17 protein-coding genes and 2 tRNA genes are annotated in these 21,851 nt (G+C 49.6%); 6 read left to right on the top strand and 13 right to left on the bottom strand.

Annotation, left to right across the window (positions count from 1 at the left end; genetic code table 11):
- Window positions 1–95: 95 nt before the first annotated feature.
- Both CHK_RS10930 and CHK_RS10925 read right to left on the bottom strand, forming a co-directional pair.
- A tRNA-Met gene (locus CHK_RS10930) sits at window positions 96–172 on the bottom strand.
- Between the two features lie 87 nt (window positions 173–259).
- Complete coding sequence (locus CHK_RS10925) at window positions 260–601, bottom strand: FtsB family cell division protein (RefSeq protein WP_052740536.1); 342 nt, start codon at window positions 599–601, stop codon at window positions 260–262.
- A gap of 193 nt (window positions 602–794) precedes the next feature.
- Between CHK_RS10925 and CHK_RS10920 the strand changes: the two genes are divergently transcribed.
- The 3 genes from CHK_RS10920 to CHK_RS10910 all read left to right on the top strand — a co-directional run bounded on the left by CHK_RS10920 (window position 795) and on the right by CHK_RS10910 (window position 3,706).
- Window positions 795–1,934 (top strand): DUF3048 domain-containing protein, encoded by a 1,140-nt coding sequence (locus CHK_RS10920; protein ID WP_046444079.1) that lies wholly within the window; start codon window positions 795–797, stop codon window positions 1,932–1,934.
- A 250-nt stretch (window positions 1,935–2,184) separates the two neighbouring features.
- Window positions 2,185–3,513: a type I glutamate--ammonia ligase gene (glnA, locus tag CHK_RS10915; RefSeq protein WP_046444078.1), complete on the top strand. Its 1,329-nt coding sequence runs from the start codon at window positions 2,185–2,187 to the stop codon at window positions 3,511–3,513.
- Between the two features lie 118 nt (window positions 3,514–3,631).
- Window positions 3,632–3,706, top strand: a tRNA-Glu gene (locus CHK_RS10910).
- Window positions 3,707–3,888: 182 nt separating this feature from the next.
- Here the strand turns inward: CHK_RS10910 and CHK_RS10905 are convergent.
- From CHK_RS10905 to CHK_RS10855, 11 genes are all read right to left on the bottom strand, one after another.
- Window positions 3,889–4,905, bottom strand: coding sequence for a carbohydrate kinase family protein (locus tag CHK_RS10905; protein ID WP_046444077.1), 1,017 nt, complete (start codon window positions 4,903–4,905; stop codon window positions 3,889–3,891).
- Between the two features lie 42 nt (window positions 4,906–4,947).
- The gene (locus CHK_RS10900; protein WP_046444076.1) at window positions 4,948–5,940 is read right to left on the bottom strand and encodes an AraC family transcriptional regulator; all 993 of its coding nucleotides are present in this window, start codon (window positions 5,938–5,940) and stop codon (window positions 4,948–4,950) included.
- Window positions 5,941–6,181: 241 nt separating this feature from the next.
- Window positions 6,182–7,069: a glycyl-radical enzyme activating protein gene (locus tag CHK_RS10895; RefSeq protein WP_052740535.1), complete on the bottom strand. Its 888-nt coding sequence runs from the start codon at window positions 7,067–7,069 to the stop codon at window positions 6,182–6,184.
- Window positions 7,070–7,157: 88 nt separating this feature from the next.
- Window positions 7,158–9,599, bottom strand: a complete 2,442-nt coding sequence (locus CHK_RS10890) for a glycyl radical protein (RefSeq protein ID WP_052740534.1) — start codon at window positions 9,597–9,599, stop codon at window positions 7,158–7,160.
- A gap of 342 nt (window positions 9,600–9,941) precedes the next feature.
- A complete protein-coding gene (locus CHK_RS10885; protein WP_046444074.1) occupies window positions 9,942–11,027 on the bottom strand; it encodes a sugar ABC transporter substrate-binding protein in 1,086 nt (361 codons plus the stop codon).
- Between the two features lie 72 nt (window positions 11,028–11,099).
- The gene (locus CHK_RS10880; RefSeq protein WP_046444073.1) at window positions 11,100–12,089 is read right to left on the bottom strand and encodes an ABC transporter permease; all 990 of its coding nucleotides are present in this window, start codon (window positions 12,087–12,089) and stop codon (window positions 11,100–11,102) included.
- Between the two features lie 29 nt (window positions 12,090–12,118).
- Window positions 12,119–13,606, bottom strand: a complete 1,488-nt coding sequence (locus tag CHK_RS10875; RefSeq protein ID WP_046444072.1) for a sugar ABC transporter ATP-binding protein — start codon at window positions 13,604–13,606, stop codon at window positions 12,119–12,121.
- 31 nt (window positions 13,607–13,637) lie between these two features.
- Window positions 13,638–15,326, bottom strand: a complete 1,689-nt coding sequence (gene lpdA, locus CHK_RS10870) for a dihydrolipoyl dehydrogenase (protein WP_461949957.1) — start codon at window positions 15,324–15,326, stop codon at window positions 13,638–13,640.
- Window positions 15,327–15,368: 42 nt separating this feature from the next.
- The gene (locus CHK_RS10865) at window positions 15,369–16,736 is read right to left on the bottom strand and encodes a 2-oxo acid dehydrogenase subunit E2 (protein ID WP_046444070.1); all 1,368 of its coding nucleotides are present in this window, start codon (window positions 16,734–16,736) and stop codon (window positions 15,369–15,371) included.
- A 122-nt stretch (window positions 16,737–16,858) separates the two neighbouring features.
- Window positions 16,859–17,830, bottom strand: coding sequence for an alpha-ketoacid dehydrogenase subunit beta (locus CHK_RS10860; RefSeq protein ID WP_046444069.1), 972 nt, complete (start codon window positions 17,828–17,830; stop codon window positions 16,859–16,861).
- A gap of 34 nt (window positions 17,831–17,864) precedes the next feature.
- Window positions 17,865–18,836: a thiamine pyrophosphate-dependent dehydrogenase E1 component subunit alpha gene (locus CHK_RS10855; RefSeq protein ID WP_046444068.1), complete on the bottom strand. Its 972-nt coding sequence runs from the start codon at window positions 18,834–18,836 to the stop codon at window positions 17,865–17,867.
- Between the two features lie 683 nt (window positions 18,837–19,519).
- Between CHK_RS10855 and CHK_RS10850 the strand changes: the two genes are divergently transcribed.
- The 3 genes from CHK_RS10850 to CHK_RS10840 are packed head-to-tail and all read left to right on the top strand — an operon-like array spanning window position 19,520 to window position 21,812.
- The gene (locus CHK_RS10850) at window positions 19,520–20,347 is read left to right on the top strand and encodes a transketolase (RefSeq protein WP_046444067.1); all 828 of its coding nucleotides are present in this window, start codon (window positions 19,520–19,522) and stop codon (window positions 20,345–20,347) included.
- A gap of 18 nt (window positions 20,348–20,365) precedes the next feature.
- Complete coding sequence (locus CHK_RS10845; protein ID WP_046444066.1) at window positions 20,366–21,340, top strand: transketolase family protein; 975 nt, start codon at window positions 20,366–20,368, stop codon at window positions 21,338–21,340.
- A 1-nt stretch (window position 21,341) separates the two neighbouring features.
- Window positions 21,342–21,812, top strand: coding sequence for an RpiB/LacA/LacB family sugar-phosphate isomerase (locus CHK_RS10840; RefSeq protein WP_052740533.1), 471 nt, complete (start codon window positions 21,342–21,344; stop codon window positions 21,810–21,812).
- The last annotated feature ends 39 nt before the right edge of the window (window positions 21,813–21,851 follow it).

Below are 21,851 nucleotides of genomic sequence, written 5' to 3'. Positions count from 1 at the left end.
TTTAATCAATTATTCATAACTTCATGTTTCTTTGCACAGAAACTATCACAAAAATAAAAAGGCTCTCGGATTTTTCCGAAAACCTTTTGCAGTAATGGTTGCGGGGACAGGATTTGAACCTGCGACCTCCGGGTTATGAGCCCGACGAGCTACCAAACTGCTCTACCCCGCGACGTATAGTATTCTATGGTCTCCAACAGCGACCAAGTAATATTATATAACGACACCTGCCTCATGTCAACTAAAAAATAAATATATTTCATTCACCGGCAGATGGCTCGTCACTGGCCTGCGGATCAGACGACGGGCTGCTGTTTTCCTGCTCCACATATTTTTTGTCGCCGGGCTTTAGCCAGCCAAGGCGTTCACGCGCCTGCTTTTCGATATATTCATCAGAGCCGATATAATCCAACTCGTTTTTGTAATAATCAATTTCCTTTTCGAGCTCTTCCTGCTTTGCGTTAAGCTCTTCCTGCCGTGATATCTGGGACGCAAGAATCGTCTGCTGATTAAAAAACGTTAAACTGGCATACACCAGAACGCCAATTAACACAAAAATCTTTATTCTGTTAAAGCGAAACGTTTTTTTCTTTTTTGCCATAACAGCAAGCCTCCCATGGTTTCCTATAAGATACCACAAATATCGCTTCACTTCAAGAAAAAGCGCAAACTACTGACAAATATAATACCCTGTCGCGAAATAAAACAATCTTAAATTTTACAGAAATGTTTATAAATCGTAAATATGATGTTATAATATACAAACTTAGTAAAATAAGGAAGGTTTGTTATTTATGAAGAAGATACTGACAGTTTTATTGGCAGCGCTCATGGTCTGCGGTGTATTTACGGCTTGCTCCAAGCCCGCAGAAGAACCGTCTGCCGCTCCAACGACCATTACAACAGAGACTCAGGAACCGTCGGCTGCGCCGGCAACAGAAACGCCGGATGCAATCCCCACGGATGTGTCGCCCACTACAGGGCTTACGGGGAATACGACATATAAGCCGATTATCGTGCAGATTGACAATGAGTCGGCAAAGGCCCGTCCGCAAACGAATATTCAGGCTGCGGACGTCGTTTATGAAACCCCTGTGGAGGCCAGCGACGTACGTCTCACCGCGCTTTACAACGACGCAATCAACGGCGAAGACGCTCCTGACGAATTTACGGTCGGGCCGGTCCGCTCCACGCGCTACTATCACCAGCGCATCCAGCAGGAATGGGATGCCCTTTTCGTACATAACGGCGGACCTGATTCAACAGGCGTTTCCGAGACAAACATCTGGGGCGAAAGCAGCGATCACATCAAACAGCGCATCAACGGAGCAGGCAAGCATGCCACGCATACGGAACTCTTTTTCGCCCTGAAAAAGGGATCGCCCGTATCGGCATATGCAGGCGTTGACCTGATGAAAGCACTCGAGCTGTATGATTACACGCCTGAGCCGCTGCAGTCCTTTACGTTCTATCCGCTCAAGGATTATGCCGATGAGCCGGAGATTGAAAAAATCGAGCTTTCTTTCTATAAGAGCCCGGGATTCGTATCCTATGAATACGATAAGGATAAAGACAAACTGATTCGCTCCATGAACGGAAAAGAATTTGAAGACGCAGTTACGGAAGCTCCTGTAGAAGTCCAGAATCTTGTAATCCAGTATGTGGACGGCATCAAGGACACCGGTTCGAGCGAGGGCTCGCGCAAAATCGTTACGCTTGAGGGCAGTGGAAAAGCGGAATACGTAATCCACGGCAAACACCTTACCGGAACGTGGGAGCGTCCAAGCTATACCGATAAAACAACCTATCGGCTGGACAGCGGCGAAGAAGTAACCTTTACGCCAGGCAATACATGGATTGAAATCCATCCGTCCGAGCACGACGTTGTCACAACGTTTGCAGATGGAACGGAAGAAACCAATAACGGACAATAAAAATTTTGAAGGCCGCCTGAAACAACGGGCGGTCTTTTTATAGTCAATAAATCAAACCCAGCGCATCGTACAGATATAACCATGTGCGTTGCGCAAGGCGGCTTAGTCCGAAGGGATCGGAGAAGGTCTCAGGGATAGTGATTTGGAAAAATACCGTTTGCGCAGGAAGTTCATAAACTGCAATAATAGTTGCCTATTCCCGCTGATATCATATATAATAGGTATATTAGCAAATATGGAGGAGAACAGAATGCCAAAATATACCAAGGCACAGCTTCACAAATTGATTGACGAAAACGATATTAAATTTTTACGGTTACAATTCACCGATGTTTTCGGCATTTTAAAAAATATAACGGTCATGGCTTCCAAGCTTGACACAATTATTGAAAAAGGATGTATGTTTGACGGCTCGTCTATCGACGGATTTGCGCGCATTGAGGAATCCGACATGATGCTGGTTCCCGATCTGGATACATTTGAAATCTTCCCCTGGTCAAACCCCAAGGGACGCACTGCCCGGTTTATCTGCGATGTATATATGCCGGACGGCACGCCGTATGAAGGCTGCCCGAGGCACATCCTCAAAAAACAGCTGAAACGCGCTAAGGAACTCGGCTATACGCTTAATATCGGCCCGGAATGCGAGTTCTTCATGTTTCACAAGGACGCGAATGGCAAAGCTACAATCGAGACAAATGACGACGCAGGATATTTTGACCTTGCACCGCTCGATATGGGCGGGGGCGCCCGTCGTGATATTTGCCTTGCACTCGAAGAGATGGGTTTTGAAATCGAAGCGTCCCATCACGAATGCGCGGCAGGTCAGCATGAGATCGATTTTAAATACGGCGACGCGCTCAGGATGGCAGACGACGTAATGACCTTCAAAATCGTGGTCAAGCGCATTGCGCAGATGCACGATTTACACGCTACCTTTATGCCCAAACCGATTTTTGGAATTGCGGGCAGCGGAATGCACATCAATATGTCATTGTGCACAGCTACAGGAAACGCCTTTACCAGCAAAGCGGATGAGCTTGGGCTGTCGCGGCAGGCTTATGGCTTTATGGCCGGCATCTTAAAGCACGCGCGCGGGTTGTCTTTGCTTACGAATCCGACGATCAATTCCTATAAACGCCTTGTTCCGGGCTTTGAGGCGCCCTGCTATATCGCATGGTCTGCCAAAAACAGAAGTCCTCTTGTGCGCGTACCATTTGCCCGCGGCTCGGCTACGCGTATTGAAATGCGCAATCCCGATCCTACCGCAAATCCGTACCTTGCATTTGCGGGCGCTCTTGCAGCAGGCCTTGAAGGCATCGAACACAGCCTGACGCCTCCACCGCCCGTGAATAAAAATATTTATACACTGACGGATGAAGAAAAGACCATGCACAAAATCAAGCGCGTGCCGCAGAACATGTTTGACGCGATCAATGATTTTAAAGAGGATCCGCTGATGCGCGAAGTTTTGGGCGGCGCCTACGAAAAATACCTCAAAGGCAAGAAAAAGGAATGGGCCGATTATTCCCAGCACGTTCACGAGTGGGAACGCGAACAGTATCTTACCAAATATTAAAAATAACAAACATGCCGCCTAGTAAAATAAGGCGGCATGTTTTATGCTCGACAGACGATTTCGTTATTGACAAAAGTCCCGGAATCCACTACAATTATTATTGCTATCTGATTTAGACGGCCCCATGGTCAAGCGGTCAAGACGTAGCCCTCTCACGGCTGAAACCCGGGTTCGATTCCCGGTGGGGTCACCATTGCATTTGAAACTCGAACATTTTTAAGACGTTCGAGTTTTTTATTTATATTCAACTTTGAGAAGTGGCAGGGGCCTCGGATACAAAAAAACCGCCAGCAGCAAAGCTGGCAGTTTTGAATTTTGCTTACGATGATTCGTATTATCTCTTCCGTTTGTCAGTTCATCCAAAAGAAGAGCTCTTCACTGTTTTGTATTTCCGGATAATTCTTCATAGAGCTTTAACGCTTCGCCCACGCTGCGCATGCCTTGTGTGGAACCTTCCTGCGACAGAGAACAGGCCGCCGAAGCAATCCCCATCACAATCGCTTCTTCAAGTTGTTTTTCCTGATAGGCACCGATCAGCACGCCCGAGCAAAACGCATCCCCCGCGCCAACCGTCCCCTTGATATATCCATCCGGCAGGCTAAGGCTCCTCTTTTCCACATAGTTCCCCTTTTCATCCATTCCGTATCCTCCTTCAGGCGCATGGATCACCGCCCAGGTGGAAACTCCCATACGAAAAAGCTCTTCTAACGCTCTTTTGATGTTTTCCTTTTGCAGGATTCCATCGTCGCCGCGCAGCAAAACTCCCGTTGCCTGCTGCGCCTCAAGCTCGTTGATCACGCAATAATCCGTATATTTGAGCGAGGGCGGAACCAGCTTTTCAAAACGGTTTCCCATCTCGCTGACAACGTCGATTGACGTTTTAATTCCATGCTGCTTTGCCTCGCGCAGCAAGCGCGCCATTTTGGTCCCATATTGGGCGTCTTCCTGATCGAGCGCGTCAAGCAGCAGGATGTATCCAATGTGCAATATTTTTGCGTCTATTTTGTCCCAGTCAAAATCCGCTTCACAAAGCTGGGCGTTTGCGCCGCGGTATTGAAAGAAGGTTCTATGCTTTGTCGTATTTTCACACATCACGATTGTAAACGAAGTCCTTCCCTCGCGTTTGAGCCCCGAAAGCGAAATATTCTCATACTGCTCAAGCTGTTGCTCGATGAAGTCCCCGTCCGCGTCGTCGCCAATGATGCCAACAGCACTAAGCTCAAGCGACGGATCAAGGCTTGCAAGGTCCATCGCCACATTGCACAGCGCGCCGCCCGTGGCCCTTGTAATCCCCTCCGTAATGGTCGTCAACTCGCTTTTCCCAGGGTAGCATTCGATCGGATAAAGAATATCCAAAATCGCATTTCCCGCAACACAAATTCCATTTCTCATCTTTGTTTCTCTCCTTATTCTGTTCAGTCGGTTCCGGTTTTGCTATAAATATAGCTTCACCTGCTGATATAGCTGCTTTTCCTGCAAATATTCGAAAAACCGTTCAAATGATTTTTCATCTCCCATGATGATATATTGGTCGTTTGTCATGTCAATATCGTTTTGCGGGCCGATCTCTCCCTGATACCGTTCACGAAACTGCGTGGGCGTACATTTATACTCTTCAGAAAACGCCTTGCACAGGTACCTGTAATCCGAAAAACCGCTTTCCATACAAATATCAATCTTCTTCTTATCCGTTTTTAAAAGCAGCTCGACAGCCTTATCAAGCCGCAGGCGGTTGACGTATTGCTGGAAGGAAAGCCCCAGGTATTTTTTGATGAAGTGGGACAAATAATACATGTCCAGCCCTTCCTGTACGGCAAGGTCCGCGAGCGAGAGCTTGTAAATAAAGTTTTCCTGGATAGTCGTGATAATCCGGTTGATGCGTTTGAGGTTCCTGTCGTTGGAAAGCCTCTTCTCCTCGCTGATTTTTTCATATTTTGTGTTTGTAAGCAACGTATGGAACAGCAGGTTTAACAGCCCCACCACCTCCAGCCTGAACCCCTCTTTTTTGTGGTGAAGGCTCGTCATGATCCGCACCAGAAACCCATACAATGTGGTGTACAGGTTTGACATTTCATCCGCCGCGATATTTCGATCCAAAAACTTATAGGAAAGCATCTCCGGATAATACACCTTGCAAAAGCTCCTTGGTATTTGCATCACCATAACCTCGTTGACCGCTTTTGTTTTCTGGACACAATGCAGCTCGTTTGCATTGATGATAAAAATATCGTCCGTTTGCAGGGTAAAGCTTTTTTCCTCTGTATGTACGATCACCGGGCCGTCCAAAACCAGCAGAAACTCCATTTCCTTATGCCAGTGAAATCTAGATTTGTTCATGCTGATCAGGCGGGATACGTGCACCTTAACGTCAAGGCCACTCGTGAGCTGTACCAATTCGTATTTTTTATCTTTTACTATATTGGCCATCTTATCCCCTCGTCAAATAAAATCCAGGCATAAAACCATCCGCACGCAATTTGCATTCCGGTACGGACGCTATGCAAAAAAGTGTGTTCCCATCTATCCTATTCAGTTGTTTACAGAATTACGGTTGAATTTTTCGATATCAGCGGGAAGTGAGCGCCCCTGCCGTGACGAAAAACTAAAAATTAATACGTTTTACAATGTTATTTTACCATAAATATATTTCCCGTTGGATTAAATTAGGTCATCCGCTTTTTTTGGCAGAAATCCCATATTCCCGCATCAACTCTATGATGCTGTCAATTTGCGCGTCCTCCGGTGTGATTGCCTGAAGCTCGTAATCACGGTATAGCTTGTGGTATTTTCCTTCCCCGTATTTGTGATATGGCAGGAGATGCACTTCCCTTACGCCTGCCTCCTGCAAAAACTCTGCCGAGCGTTTCATGTTTTGTTCGTCCGCATTGACCATTCCAATGATCGGTATGCGTGTGATAAGCGCATCGCTCCTCTTTGCCGCGACCTTTTTCAGGTTTTCGAGGATCAGGCGGTTGGATACTCCCGTATATTTTTTGTGCAGCCCGTCGTCCATATGCTTCAAATCATAAAGGATATGATCCACCTCGCCAAAAATTTCCTCCGCCGCTTCCCATTTTGCATATCCCGTCGTTTCAATCGCCGTATCAATCCCACTTTTTTTTGCCGCGCGGATAAGCTCCAAAGCAAACTCACCCTGCATCAGCGGTTCCCCGCCTGAAAGCGTCATTCCCCCTCCGGACTTACGGTAAAAGCTCCTGTCTTTCTCCACCTCGCGCATGACCTGCTCTACGCTTACCTTTTCGCCGATCATCTCGAGGGCCTCCGTGGGACATATGTTTACACATTTCCCGCACGCGATATCGCATATCGTAAAAGGCTCGCGTCCCCGTTCCCCGGTTGGACACGAGGAAAAGCATTTGCCGCATCCGATGCACAAATCCGGTTTGAATACCACCTGCTTTCGCAGCGGCTGTGATTCCGGATTTGAGCACCATGCGCACTTCAGAGGGCAGCCTTTCAGAAAAATGATCGTCCTGATGCCAGGGCCATCATGGAGGCTGTAGCGTTGTATGTTAAAAATAGTTCCCTGCTTCATAGCATTACTTCTCATCGCTTACCATTCGCCGCACACCCTTCCCGGGGCCGTTCCCCGGGAAGAATGCAGGGCATAAGCACTATTCCCGTTAGCTGATTTTATGTTCGGTCCTTCCGATGATGCCATCCTGCACTTCATGCGACAGTTCGTTGAAAAATGCGCTGTAGCCTGCGACACGCACCACCAGCCCCTTGTATTTCTCCGGATTTTTCTGCGCCTCGCGCAGCATATCCCCTGAGACGATATTAAACTGGATGTGGCCGCCGCCCATCTCGATATATGTCCTGATCAGACCTATCATTTTTTCCATTCCGTCAGGTGTTTCGAGCGGTCCTTTATCCAGCCGCATATTAAAGATTACGCCGTTGGGCGCACGCAGGTGGTCAAGCACGCATACGGAATTCAGCACGGCAGTCGGCCCATGAAGATCCGTTCCATTCGCCGGCGAAATCCCATCCGCAAGCGGATCCTTCGCGTGCCTTCCGTCCGCAGTCGCGCCCGTTTCCAGCCCAAAGGCTACAAATGAGGAAACCGGCACCAGCGATCCGATAAACTTCCCGCCATAATAGGTTTTATGGTCTTCCAGCTTGTCAAAAAAGCTGTCCGTGGCAAACTTTGCAAGCTCGTCCACCTCTGGAATATCGTTTCCATAATGCGGTACCTTGTTGATCAAATATTGACGCAGGTCTTCCCTTCCTTCAAAATCGGTTTCCAGGGCCTGTGCCATTTCCTGCATCGTGCAGACCTTGTCCTCAAACACAGCTTTTTTTACTCCCATCAGGGAATTTCCTACGTTTGCAATGCCAATTCCATAGGGCGCCGACCAGTTGTAGCGCATACCGCCCCATGTGACGTCCTTCCCATTTTCGATGCAATCGCCAACCAGTATGGAGGTGAGCGGTACTGGCATCTTGTCCTTGCTCACAGAATCCAGGTAATTATTCCACTTGATATTGTTGTTCACACAATATTCCATCTGCCTGTCAAAGGCCTCCAGGAATTCTTCAAATGTCCGAAAGCTTTCCGGGGCGCCCGTTTTAACGGATACCTGCTTTTTGCAGATATTGCACATACCGTTCGATATGGTAAGCTCAAAAACCTTCGCGAGGTTAAAGTATCCTCCGTTCAGCCTTCCGAATGTATTGAGCGGCGAACATTCGATGCAGCCCACGGGCGCGTAGTCCCTCGCTTCGTGCAGCTCCACCCCCACATTCATCAGCGCCGGAATATATACCTCGTCGTTTGCAAGCTGTGGCATACCGTTTCCAAGCTTCATTGCTTCTGCGGTTTTCAACAGAAGCGTATGCGGGGACTGGTTGTGCACGCGAACGGAAAAATTGGGCTGGTTTAACAGCATATGGCTGTGCGCTTCAAGGCAGCGGAAGCTCAGGTCGTTTGTCGCGTCCTTGCCGTCCCTTCCGAGTCCTCCCACCACAAGATTTTGCCCCATTGGAAAGCCTGCGTGAGACGCCGCGTCCGCCGCGCGGTAAATTTTGAGCGGTTCTGAAAATTTAATCCAGAACGCTTCCAAAAGCTCCTGCGCGCGCACCTTATCCATCATGCCTTCTATAATATCCTTCTCATACAGCGGATACATAAACTGGTCAAACCGTCCCGGCGTAATCGAAACGGCATTGTCATAAATCTGGACGACAAGCTGCAAAAACCAGACCGCCTGAAGCCCTTCGTAAAAGGACTCGGCAGGATACTCCGGCACCCGCGCACAAATACGCGATATCTCCATCAATTCTTTTTTGCGCTGCGCATCCTTTTCCTGTTTTGCCATTTCCATTGCAAGGCGGCTGTAGCGCTGTGCGTATGCAATAACCGAATCGCACATACTGATGCACGCATGGTAAAAGTGCAGCTTATCGATTGCATCCGGCTCCGTGCCGTTTATTTTTTCGATTTCCGAATTGACGCGCTCTTTCACACCATTAAGGCCCTGCTCGATCACGACCTTGTAATCGTGCAGCACATGGCCGAGACCGCCTTCTTCATGGACGCCCGTGCTGTAAAGCACCGCATCCTTCCTCAGCAGCTTCACATCCTCCGGCATTTCAGAAATAACCCTGTCTGAAAAGGTTTTTCCCTTCCAGAAAGGATAAATTTCTTCCATAAATTCCCGGCGGACCTCCGGCGGCACAATAAATTTATCCTGTCCCCGCGTTTCGAAAATATCGATCTCTTCCCTGATCCACTCTACGGCATATTCCGGAAACACCGGTGCACTACGCTGTTTTTCTGCCTGATGACCAACGATCAACTCATGCCCCAGAATATAGATCGTCATTTCCTTCATCAGCTTTTCAAACGCTTTCGCGCGTACGGAAAAAATGTTTTCTCCTTCATATTCCTTATATACCTGCGTTACGAGCCTTGCGCGTTCGATGCACAGGTAGTTTTTCGCGCTGATTACCTGATGCCTCAGCTTTTGCCCCCGTTCGTATGCCGGTGTGCCGGGCACGAGTACGTGGTCCGGCGTGATATCCATTTGTTTGCGAGCGCTTAACGATACAAGCTTTGTCATGTCATTCCAGCTCCTTTCCTTCATGATGACTGATTCTTTTCAATCGGACCGAAGTCCGTAATTCTGTTATGTGAACCGTTTTTTTCTTTCCTGTCTTTATCCTACAAAAAAGCGGCCTTTTTTTCCTTCATTATCTTGCGAAAAAAACGCGGTAATCTTGCGCTGTTTTTTTAAACCTTCTGATTCCTCACCTTAAAAAACGCGGACTGCCACGTCTTCAGAAGATTCGTCTTTGACTTTTTTGTGATATCAGCTCCTTTTTTACCCAAATAAAAACTCCGGCAAAAGCCGGAGTTTTTATACTTTAGATATTGATTTTGTTTACCCGTTTTTTATTATACTTTACTTGTAATCCGCGATATATTCCGTGGATTTTTTCACAGTGTCTTCATAATCGGCCATGGTAGCTTTGGTAACCAGCATAACGTCCGTCGCGATGCTGGCTTCCATATCTGTCTTTCCCTGCAGGTAATCATATGCCGCCTGGACAGCCGTAGTACCAATCAGCACCGGCTGCTGGACAACCGTGCCGATTACGAACGCATCGTCCTTTTTGATCGCCGCGATAATATCTTCGTCCTCGTCAACGCCCATAATCTTGAGGTCGCCGCCACGGTTTGCCGTTTCCACAGCCGCCATAACGCCGAGCGTACTCGAGCTGTTGAGCGGACAGATCAGGTCGATCTCGCCTGCGGGGTAAGTAGTAAGCGAGTCTTCCAGCAACGTCATCGTATCCTCAGAGGTGATGGAAATCGGCGATTTTTCAATAATTTCCACGTCAGGATACTGGCTCATAATTTCAGTCCATCCTGTCTTCCTGTCCCTCATGGACGTAATCTGGTCGTATGTTACGACAATAACCTTGCCTTTTACATCGCCATTCTTCTCTTTCAGGAAGTTTACCGCTTCTTCTGCGTTTTTCTTACCGATTTCAACGTTGCTTGAAGCGATATGCGATACAACCTCGCCGCCTTCCGCCGCAACGTCTACCGTGAATACGGGAATTTTTGCGTCGTTTGCGTCAAGTACTGCCGGAGCAATGGAAGCCGAATCAACCGGATTCAGTATAATCGCATCCACCTTCAGCGCATTTACCATGTCCTGAACGTCGTTAAGCTGTTTTGCAGCGTCCTGCTGTGAATCGAAGTCTACAAGCTCTACGCCAAGCTCCGCGGCCTTTGCCTTCATTGCAGCCAGCATGTCCTGGAAAAACTGCATGTTGTAGTCCATCAGGCTCACGCCAATCTTATAGCTGCCGCCTGCCGCCGTTGTTTCCCCTGCATCTGGCGATGCGTCTACAGAAGCTTCCGTGGCGGCTTCCCCAGGCTGTGATGCGGAAGCGGCGCCCTGCTGGTTTTCCGCACAACCGGAAAATACCAGAGCTGCGGCAAGCATCACACACACCACAATCAATACTGTTTTTTTCATTTCTTTTCCTCCTTGTTTTTTGTTTTTCGATAGTTGTTACCGAAACTTTTATAAAATTTGTTATGATTTTCTTTAAGAATTATTCTTTGCCGTCTTGGAATACAGCACGACCGCCACCACCAGGATAACGCCCTTCAGAATCTGCTGCCAGTAAGAGGACACGCCCACAATGTTAAGCCCGTTGGTGAGAAACGTAAGGAACAATGCGCCCAGTATCGTGCCAAGGATGTATCCGCGTCCGCCGGAAAGGCTTGTTCCTCCAAGGCATACCGCAGAAATTGCGTCGAGCTCAAGGCCATCCGCCATAGTAGGCTGGCTTGATGCAAGCCGCGCGGTGTAAATGATACCTGTCAGTGCTGCTGTCAGCGCACAGATCGCGTATACCTGTATTTTCACACGGTCTACTTTGATGCCGGAAAGACGTGCGCATTCTTCGTTACCGCCCGCAGCGTAAACCCTGCGCCCAAATTTCGTTTTTGCTAGCACGATCCATGCAATCGCGATCACTGCGATCATAATGATAACTGAGATCGGCACGACGCCCACATAACCGCGGCCTATGTTCATATATTCCACCGGAAGCCCTGAAATTGGGAGCCCGCCGGAATACAGAAGCGAAATCCCTTTTGCCGTGCTCATCATGGCAAGCGTTGTGATAAATGGCTGTATTTTGAGCTTCGCGATCACAATTCCGTTTACGATACCAAGCCCGAGGCCTATGAGCAGCGCAAGCACGATCGATAACCCCATGTCCATGCCCGCTTTGGCGATAAAACCTGCGGAAAGCGTGCCACATAGGTTTGCGACAGAGCCTACGGAAAGGTCAATCCCGCCGAGTATCAGTACAAATGTCATTCCAATTGCCACAACCATTTGTGCAGCGGCCTGCCGCAATACGCTGATAAAATTATCTCCTGTCATAAAGGATGCGGGCGACGCGATGCAAAGAATTATGATCAGTCCGATAAATACAACCAGTATTCCGAACTGCGGGAAAGAAGTGATCTTTTTTCCAATGCTTTGCTTTCCGAGCATCTCGCCCGAATTCATTGTTTTATTCATAAAATTTTCCTCCAATCGTTTCTGCTGCTTTACGCGCCGTGCGCATATGACATAATGAGCGGCTGCGTTGCTTCTTCTCTCGAAACAACTCCTGTGATCTTTCCTTCGTGCATGACGATAATACGGTCGCTCATGCCCATCACCTCCGGAAGCTCTGAGGATATCAGTATAATTCCAACACCCTTTTTGGCAAATTCCACAACAATTTTATGAATTTCTGCCTTTGCTCCTACGTCAACGCCTCTGGTCGGCTCGTCGAGAATCAGGATATCGAGATCGTGCGACACCCATTTGGCAAGCACAATCTTTTGCTGATTGCCTCCTGAAAGACTGCTTGCCGGATGGTTGGGCGAACCGATCTTGATGCCCAGTTTTTCAACCATAGCCGCTCCCAGCTCATTTTCTTCCTTTTTATTGACAAAGCCCATTTTAGAGATGCTGTCCCATTGCGTCACCGCAATATTGTCTTTGATGGACCCTGCAAGGTTGAGGCCATATTGTTTTCTGTCCTCCGGCACATACCCCATGTGCCGGTCGAGTGCATCGCTTGGGGATTTGATTGAAATGCTTTTTCCATTGAGTATGATCTCCCCGCTGTCCGGACGCTCCTTGCCAAAAAGCACATTTGCCATTTCTGTACGCCCTGCGCCGACAAGTCCTGAAAATCCGAGTATTTCTCCTTTGCGCAGCTTGAAATTGAGGTTTTCAAACTGTCCTTTTTTGCAAAGGTCCTTCACCTCCAGTACAACGTCTCCAAGCTCTACGTCTTCTTTGGGGAACATCTCTGTAATCGTCCTTCCCACCATATGCTCGATTACTGTCTGGGTATCGAGCTTTTCAATGGGCCACTGCCCGACATACGTTCCATCCCTTAAAACAGTGATGTTGTCACCGATCTCAAAAATTTCTTCCATTCTATGCGAGATATAAATGATGGTAACGCCCTTTTGCACCAGTCCGCGGATGCAGGCAAAAAGCTGCTCTACCTCAGGCTCTGTAAGCGAAGAGGTCGGCTCATCCATAATCAGCACCTTGGAGTCGGATAGCGTTGATTTTGCAATTTCAACCATCTGCTGCTTTGCGATCGTGAGATCCTTGATCAGGATAGATGAATCGATTTCCACCCCGATGTTTCGCAAAAGCTCGTTGCTGACGCGCTCCTGTTGCCTCTTATTCACAAAGCCCTTATCGCCCAGTTCCCGCCCCACAAAAACATTTTCTGCAACGCTCATATAAGGAACCAGGTTCAACTCCTGGTAAATCATCGATATCCCGGCCTTGATCGCGTCCGAAGGGCCTGTTACGTTAAGCTCTTTTCCGTCAAGCTCAATCGTGCCCTCGTCCTTGGTGATCGCGCCGGCGAGAATCCGCATCAAAGTCGATTTGCCTGCGCCGTTCTCGCCCATGATCACGTTTACTTTTCCCTTTTCAAATTTCATACTGACGTCTTTTAGCGCATACGTCCCGCCGAACCGTTTGGATATATGATTCATTTTCAGCACATACTGATCTGCCATATTGTTCTAACCTCCCGTTTGTTCTGGTTCGTCAATTCTTTCGCCTTTTTCCTTNCGGCTTATGTACCGCGTGACCGGATACGTCCTCCGCGGCCTCCATAATTGCCTCTGAAAGCGTGGGATGCGCGTGGATCGTCTTTGTTATCTCTTCTGCGGTGCATTCCATATTGATTGCAAGCGCGAGCTCGCCGATCATATCCGTGGCCCTTGGCCCGATGATATGCGCACCCAGTACTTCGCCATGCTTTTTGCCTGCAAGTATCTTGACAAAGCCCTCTGGTTCGTCCATTGCGAGCGCCTTTCCATTTGCGCTGAACGGGAACCTGCCAACCGTATATTCCACGCCGCCCTTTTTCAGTTCTTCCTCGGTTTTTCCCACTGAGGCGATCTCCGGGCTGGTGTAGATACAGCCCGGCACAAGGTCAAGCGCTATCTCCGAATCCATTCCGCAGATATGCTGCGCAACGTGCAGTCCCTGGGCGCTCGCCGCATGTGCGAGCAGCACCTTCCCATTTACATCGCCAATCGCGTATACCCCGCTTACATTTGTCATAAAGTTATCGTCCGTCACAATCCGCCCGCGCTCCATGCCGATCCCGGCATTTTCCAGCCCAAGCGCCTGTGTTTCCGGCGTCCTGCCTACGCACACAAGCACCTTTTCCGCAGATACGCTCCGCATCTTTTGGTCCTGCTCAAAGCTGACACTTTTCATCTTTGCGTCGCCCTCGATCTTCGTCACCTTTGCCTGCGTGTGGATATCCATCCGCTTACCTGCGATGGCGCGGAACGCGTCTGCAATCTCTCCGTCCATATTGCCAAGGATATTCGGCAGTGCTTCCAGTACCGTTACCTTTGTTCCAAATTCCGCGTATACGCTGCCAATCTCCATCCCGATGACTCCGCCGCCGATGATGACCATGCTTTTTGGCAGGCTGGTAAAGTCCAGCGCCTCTGTGCTTGTGATCACATTTTTTCCATCGATCCCATCGATTGGTATTCTTGCGCTTTCGCTCCCGCTTGCGATTACAATGGATTCAGCGCTGATTTCCTGTACATTTCCCTTGCCGTCTGTAACGCGAAGAGTCTTCTCTCCCGCAAAGTTTGCCGTGCCGGCGATCACCTCCACACCCCTGCTTTTCAGCAGGAACGCGACGCCGCCCGTAAGCTTTTTCACCACGCCATTTTTCCGTTCGTTCACAGCTCCCGTATCCACCCTGTATCCGTCTACTGTAATCCCTGCTGCTGCGCTGTTTTTGATCGTACTGAGCACCTGCGCGCTGTGCAGCAAAGCCTTTGTGGGGATGCAGCCGCGGTTCAGGCAGGTGCCGCCCACCGTATCCTTTTCAACGAGCACTGTTTTTTTGCCGAGCATCGCAAGCTTTATCGCTGCGACGTACCCGCCCGGGCCGCCGCCGATCACGATAACATCCGCTGTTTTCCCACCGGATTTACCGTTCTTCACTGCCGGCGTTTTTGCTTTTTCCTGCTTTTCCGGTTCCTGCGGCGCTTCGCCTGCCTTGCGTATTTTCGCCACAACGGTTCCTACCGGATGCGTACCGCCTTCTTCTACGATGATCTCGAGGATGCCGTCTGCCGGGCTTTCTACCGAGGCGGACGCTTTATCATACTCAAGGTCGTAAATCGGCTCTCCCTTTTTGACTGTGTCGCCGTTATTCCTGAGCCACTTAACCAGCGTTCCTTCCTTCATCGTCTGGCCCATTCTTTGTATCACAACTGTTTTTGCCATTCGTAATCCTCCCCCTTAACCAAGCAGCAGCAGGAACGGCTTTGTGATGTACCGTTTGAGTTCCTCTAAAAATTCCGCTGCCGGAGCGCCGTCAATCACCCGGTGGTCTGCCGTCAGGCTCAACACCATCATTGGCCGCACTGTGATCTCGCCGTTTATGACGACGGGTTTTTCCACGGCGCGTCCTACGCCGAGTATCGCTCCCTGCGGCGTACTGATAATCGGCGTAAACATATCGATGCCCATACCGCCAAGGTTTGTGACGGTAAATGTGCCGCCAGCCATGTCCGCGCCTGTCAGCTTTCCTTCCTGCGCCTTGCCGATGAGCTGCTTTGCCTCCACTGAAATCTGCGGTACGGACAGCCTGTCGGCATGATTTACAACCGGCACGAGCAGTCCGTTTTCCACTGCGACGGCCATTCCGATGTTGATATCCGAATGGTACACGATTTCCTCACCCTCGAGGCTTACATTTACATAAGGCTTTGCTTCAAGCGCTTTCGCTACCGCTTTGATCAGCATATCGTTCACGCTGACCTTAACGCCCTGTGCCGCGAATTCTTCGTTCAGTTCTGCGCGCAGCTTCATAAATTCAGACATATCCACGTCTGTCGAATACGTAACGACCGGACATGTAAAGTAGCTGTCCACCATATTGCGCGCGATAGCCTTCCTCATGCCGGACATCGGCTCGCGCCTGTCCGCCTTCGTTTCCTGCGCGGCAAAAACAGCCTGTCCGTGTTCCTCCGCTGCCGCTTCACGACTTTTCAATCCCTGTGCGTAACGCTCCACGTCCTCGCGCACAATGCGCCCGGACGATTTTGAAGCCTTCACATCCGCAAGGTCCACGCCAAGCTCCTCTGCAACCTTCCTCGCGAGCGGAGACGCCTTCACACGCCCGCCCGTTTGCCGCTGTGTTGTATCACGGCCTTCACCTGCCTGATAACGTTTCAGGTCTTCCTCAGTGATCCTGCCGTCCGATCCTGCGGGGACAACATCCGCAAGGTCGATCCCCATTTGACGCGCCATACGTTTTACTGGAACAGACGCCTTCATTTTTTCCTGCCTTGCCGCTGCGCTCTTTACGGGCGCCGCCTCTTGCTTTGCCGGTATAGGCGCGTCCTTTTGCCCGCCGGCCTCCAGCTCTTCTTTGGTAAGAAGCGTACCGACTACCGTAGAAACCGGAACCGTTTCTCCCTCAGCCACCTCGATATGCAGGTACCCGTCCTTGGTGCTCTGCACATTTGCCGAGGCTTTATCGTACTCTATTTCATACAAATCTTCGCCAGGCTTCACATAATCGCCGTCCGATTTATACCAGCGTACAATCGTTCCTTCCTTCATGGTCTGGCCCATCCTGACCAGATATATTTTATTTGCCATTGTTTTCTCTCCCCTGCGCTTTTATCGCAATTTGTCAAAAGATTGGTTACAGGCTTTTGGCAAATTGCATATGCAAGCGGTTTATCAAACGTTTCACATAACCTGCGTTATGTTCAGTCACTTTAGAAAATCTCCGCGATCATATCCGCCACTTTATCGGGGCCTGGAACATACGCGTCCTCCAAAACAGGGCTGTACGGAACCGGACAGTCCGGCGCGGTGATACGCAGGATATTTTCATCCAGCTCGTCGAGGCATTCCTCCGCAACGATTGCCGCAATCTCAGATGCAAAACCGGAAGTGTGTACCGCTTCCTGAACAATCGCAAGCCGGTGTGTTTTACTGATAGAATTCAGTATCGTTTCCTTATCGAGCGGCACGAGCGAACGAAGGTCGACAACCTCGGCGCTGATTCCTTTTTCCGCCAGCTGCCCAGCCGCCTGCATCGCTACCTGCGTCATCATGCTCCAGGAAACGATCGTAATATCGCTGCCTTCACGTATGATATTTGCTTTTCCAAACGGAACCGTGTAATCTCCCTCCGGGACTTCTCCCTTCATGCTGTATAATGCCTTATGTTCAAGAAACATTACGGGATTGTCGTCCCTGATCGCCGTCAAAAGAAGTCCCTTTGCGTCTGCGGGCGTCGCGGGCATCACTACCTTAAGCCCCGGAATATGCGTAAACATTGCTTCCAGCGTCTGGGAATGCTGCGCTGCCGCACGCACTGTCGCGCCGGAGGCCGCCCTTATGACAAGCGGCATCGTGCATACGCCGCCGAACATATAACGCATTTTTGCGGCCTGGTTCATGATCTCATCCATAGCGACTCCCGCAAAATCCACGTACATCAGCTCCACGATCGGGCGCATGCCAAGCGCTGCCGATCCGACGCCAAGCCCTATGATCGCCGTTTCGCTGATCGGCGTATTGAGAATACGCTCCGGCCCAAATTCATTATAAAGCCCTGACGTTACGCCAAATGCGCCGCCCAGCTTTGCTACGTCCTCGCCCGCAAGGAATACCATGGGGTCTTTTTTCATTTCAAGCTCAATCGCTTCTTTGATCGCTTCACCATATGTTAAATTACTCATCTTGATTCTCCTTTGATTCAATATTTGTTTGGGCTCAGACATATACGTCTTCCGTCAGGATCGAAACATCCGGCCACGGGCTTTCCTGAGCGAACTCAATCGCTTCTTCTATTTCCTCGTCCACCTTCTTTTCGATCGCGTCAAGTTCTGCCGCGCTTGCATATTTGCCGTCCAGCAAATCCTTACGGAATTTGGGGAGCGGATCTTTCTTCAGCCATTTCTCATGTTCCTTTTTTTCACGGTAAATAAAGAGCCTTGCATCCGGATCTCCTTCCCAGTGCCCCAGCCTGCGCCATGTTTTAAMCTCCATCAGCGTTGGGCCGCCGCCCTTTCTTGCGCGTTCTACCGCTTCATCCGTTGCGTCGATCACAGCCATAATATCGTTTCCTTCCACCGTTACGCCCGGCATTGCGTATGCCTTTGCGCGCTCGGAAAGGTCTGCAAGCGTGGTAAGCTCCCTTTGGCTTCCGGAAATTCCGTAAAAGTTGTTTTCCAGCGCATAGATCACCGGCAGCTTCCATGCCGCCGCAAGATTCAGGCTTTCGTGGAAGGTTCCCCTGTTGGATGCGCCGTCGCCGAAAAAGCACGCGCAAACCTGTCCTTTGCCAAACGTTTTGCAGGCATAGCCCGCGCCTACCGCAATCGGCAGGCCAGCGCCCACAATACCATTCGAGCCCAGGATACCGAGCTCCATATCGCAGATGTGCATCGAGCCGCCTTTGCCTTTGCAATAGCCCGTGGCCTTGCCGGAAAGCTCTGCCATCATCAGCTTCAGGTCTCCGCCCTTTGCGATCAAATGGCCGTGGCCCCTGTGTGTGCTTGTAATGTAGTCGTTGTGATTGAGCACGCCGCAAACGCCTGCCGCAACGCCTTCTTCTCCGGCGTACAGATGAACCGAGCCGTGCAGCAGCCCGTTTGCATACTGCTCATGCGCCGCCATTTCAAAGGCGCGGATCGCAACCGCATTGCGGTAAATCTTAAGTAACATCTCTTTGTTCTTTTTCATTTCAAACCTCCATAAGTATCCTAATGTTTTGTTTTTTCTGTGCTATCAAGCCTAAATCGTTTGTTTTCCATAAAATAGTGTCGCCAACAAAACAAACGCCGTGCGCCTGTGCTGTGACCGGGAATCGCCAAATTTGTTTTGAGTTTTTATTTTGTCAGGATAAAATTTTGTCGTGCTTGATGAGATCGTTTTGTGCATTTGTTCTTTTCATTCATTCTATGCTACCCACCCGCCACTCCTCCATGTTTATCTTGTCAAAAAAACGCGGCGGTTTTGTTGTTTACTCCTCCTGCCCTGCGTCAGAAATGCCAAAATAGCGCTTTTTTCACCGCGTTACTTTTGCACAAATTAGTCCCGTTTTTCAAAAAATATGAGCAAAAAAGGAAAAGCAATCATTTTTATTTGTTTGTATAGTGAAACCATAGTAATTTGTCAAAAGGCCAGTTACAGGCTTTTGGTATAAATTGCATATGCAAGCGATTTATCGGATGCTTTTAAATCTTGTATTGGGTTGAATCGCTGTAAAGCTCACAAACCTGCAGGCGCTCAAAAAAAAGGAACACTCAATTTGCCTGTATTCGCATGACGTCACAAAACCATTATGGATCATCGGCTGTGAAACATTCGCCAAATGTTTTGATAGGATAAAATGGAAAACATTTCTATTCAGAAAGGAGAATCACATGAAAACGACTCAGGAATTAAAAGATTTTGCGACAAACATCCGTATCGAGAACATCAAATGCCTTAAAAAGCGCGGTTTTGGCCACGTGGGAGGCTGTATGTCCGTTGTAGAGGTTCTCGCAGTCCTTTACGGCAACATCATGAAATACGATCCAAAAAATCCGGGCTGGGAGGGCCGCGACTACCTCATAATGTCTAAGGGGCACGCAGGTCCCGCCCTGTTTGCAACGCTTGCCCTGCAGGGTTACTTCCCTTTGGAATGGCTTGATACGCTTTCCGAACCCGGAACGCGGTTGCCCAGCCACTGCGACAGGCTTCTCACCCCGGGCATCGACGTTTCTACCGGCTCTCTTGGACAGGGGCTTTCTATCGCAGCGGGGCTCGCGCAGGGCTTCCGGATCAAAAAAATGGATAACCGCGTATTCACGATATTAGGAGACGGTGAAATCGCCGAAGGCCAGATCTGGGAAGCTGCCCAGTACGCCACGCATTACAAGCTCAACGGCATTACCGCTTTTGTTGACTGGAACAAACGCCAGGTAGACGGTTACGTCGAAGACATTATGGATGCAGGCGGCATCGCTGAAAAATTCGAGGCGTTCGGCTGGTATACGCTCACAGTAAACGGCAGCGATGTGCAGGCAATCCAAAATGCAATTTTGAAGTCAGACGAACAGCGGGCTGACCGTCCTGCCGCCATCATACTTGACGGTATAAAGGGAAGCGGCGTGCCTGAATTCGAACAGCTTGAACACAATCACCACTTCGCGCTGGATGCCGGCCTTGCAGACAAAGCGATTGCAGATCTGGAAAAAAAATTATCCTAACCCAAAGGAGGTAAGCATATGTTTCAACTGGATTACAACGGAGCAATGGAGCAGACGCCTGTTACAGAGCTGTTTTCCAAATTTCTCAGTCAATCTCTCAGGGACGATCCTGATATGGTCTATCTTGATGCGGACCTCATGGCCGCAATCGGCGCGCTGGACGTACGCGCCGATTATCCTGACCGCGTAATCAACTGCGGCATACAGGAAAGCAATATGATCGGCGCAGCCGCGGGGCTTTCGCTTCTGGGCTTCAAGCCTTTTGTGCACAGCTTCGCCGCATTTGTCACACGGCGCGCCTTCGACCAGATATTCCTGTCCATCGCTTATGCGGACAAAAGCATCCACATCATCGGCAGCGAGCCGGGCGTCCGTCAGGATTTCAACGGCGGCACGCATATGACGTTTGAAGACGTGGGCCTGATGCGTACGATCCCCAATGCGTATATTTTTGATATCACAGACAATGCGATGCTGCTTTCGGTCTTAAACCAGACCAAAGATAAAAAAGGCGTGTTTTATTACCGGCTGCCCCTCGCGGAAATCGTCAGGGTTTATGCGGACGGTTCCGATTTTGAGCTTGGCAGGGGTAACATCCTGCGCGAAGGAACGGATGCAAGCATCATCGCCTGCGGACTTCTTGTCCCGGCGGCGCTTGAGGCGGCAAAGCTTCTTGAAAAAGACGGTGTTTCCGTACGCGTCGTCGATATGTTTACGATCAAACCGGTCGATGAAGCCCTTGTCGTGGAATGCGCAAAAACTACCGGTGCAATCGTCACTGCGGAAAACGCATCCGTATACGGCGGCCTTGGCGAAGCCGTGGCGCAGGTTGTCACGGAAAAATGTCCCGTATTTATGCGCCACGTAGGCATCAGGGATGAATTTGGCGAGGTTGGCCCGGAAAGCTATCTTTACGAACGCTTCGGCCTTACCGCCGAAAATCTGGCGCAAAATGTAAGGGATGCCGTAGCGGCAAAAAAGGGGGCAAAGTAAAATGGCTATGAAGGTGATCATCGGTGCGGATCCTCTTGGGTTCGCCATCAAGGAAGACGTAAAAAAATACCTTCTTTCAAGCGGTTATGAAGTGGAAGACATCACAGGCGACGGCCCAATCGATTACTACAATGTAGGGTACAACGTCGGCAAACGAATCTCTTCAGGAGAATTTGAACGCGGGATTATATTCTGCGGTACCGGCATGGGCGTAAACATCGTTGCAAATAAATTCCCCGGCGTATATTGCGGCTTGTGCGAATCCGTGCTTACCGCAAAGCTGTGCCGCATTATCAACAACTGCAACGTACTCTCCATGGGCGGAACGCTCAACGGCGGTTTTAAGGCTGTTGAAATGGCAAAAGCGTTCATGGAAACAGGATTCTCCGAAGGGTTTTCTGAAGCGAGCCCGGAATTCCTGCAAAAATCTTTTTGCTGCGTGCAGGATATTGAATCAGAGATTTTCAACTGATCAAAAACCGTTTATCCTCTATCCAAAACCACATACATA

The organism is Christensenella hongkongensis, assembly GCF_000981035.1.
Lineage (GTDB): Bacteria > Bacillota > Clostridia > Christensenellales > Christensenellaceae > Christensenella > Christensenella hongkongensis.
The sequence above is the reverse complement of the archived record's forward strand: the minus strand, read 5'-3'. Positions and strand labels throughout refer to the sequence as shown.

What these genes read in the sequence shown, in the direction of transcription:
- CHK_RS10925 (WP_052740536.1), bottom strand. Translation starts at nt 601, where the DNA reads ATGGCAAAAAAGAAAAAAACGTTTCGCTTTAACAGAATAAAGATTTTT.
- CHK_RS10920 (WP_046444079.1), top strand. Translation starts at nt 795, where the DNA reads ATGAAGAAGATACTGACAGTTTTATTGGCAGCGCTCATGGTCTGCGGT.
- glnA (WP_046444078.1), top strand. Translation starts at nt 2,185, where the DNA reads ATGCCAAAATATACCAAGGCACAGCTTCACAAATTGATTGACGAAAAC.
- CHK_RS10905 (WP_046444077.1), bottom strand. Translation starts at nt 4,905, where the DNA reads ATGAGAAATGGAATTTGTGTTGCGGGAAATGCGATTTTGGATATTCTT.
- CHK_RS10900 (WP_046444076.1), bottom strand. Translation starts at nt 5,940, where the DNA reads ATGGCCAATATAGTAAAAGATAAAAAATACGAATTGGTACAGCTCACG.
- CHK_RS10895 (WP_052740535.1), bottom strand. Translation starts at nt 7,069, where the DNA reads ATGAAGCAGGGAACTATTTTTAACATACAACGCTACAGCCTCCATGAT.
- CHK_RS10890 (WP_052740534.1), bottom strand. Translation starts at nt 9,599, where the DNA reads ATGACAAAGCTTGTATCGTTAAGCGCTCGCAAACAAATGGATATCACG.
- CHK_RS10885 (WP_046444074.1), bottom strand. Translation starts at nt 11,027, where the DNA reads ATGAAAAAAACAGTATTGATTGTGGTGTGTGTGATGCTTGCCGCAGCT.
- CHK_RS10880 (WP_046444073.1), bottom strand. Translation starts at nt 12,089, where the DNA reads ATGAATAAAACAATGAATTCGGGCGAGATGCTCGGAAAGCAAAGCATT.
- CHK_RS10875 (WP_046444072.1), bottom strand. Translation starts at nt 13,606, where the DNA reads ATGGCAGATCAGTATGTGCTGAAAATGAATCATATATCCAAACGGTTC.
- CHK_RS10865 (WP_046444070.1), bottom strand. Translation starts at nt 16,736, where the DNA reads ATGGCAAATAAAATATATCTGGTCAGGATGGGCCAGACCATGAAGGAA.
- CHK_RS10860 (WP_046444069.1), bottom strand. Translation starts at nt 17,830, where the DNA reads ATGAGTAATTTAACATATGGTGAAGCGATCAAAGAAGCGATTGAGCTT.
- CHK_RS10850 (WP_046444067.1), top strand. Translation starts at nt 19,520, where the DNA reads ATGAAAACGACTCAGGAATTAAAAGATTTTGCGACAAACATCCGTATC.
- CHK_RS10845 (WP_046444066.1), top strand. Translation starts at nt 20,366, where the DNA reads ATGTTTCAACTGGATTACAACGGAGCAATGGAGCAGACGCCTGTTACA.
- CHK_RS10840 (WP_052740533.1), top strand. Translation starts at nt 21,342, where the DNA reads ATGGCTATGAAGGTGATCATCGGTGCGGATCCTCTTGGGTTCGCCATC.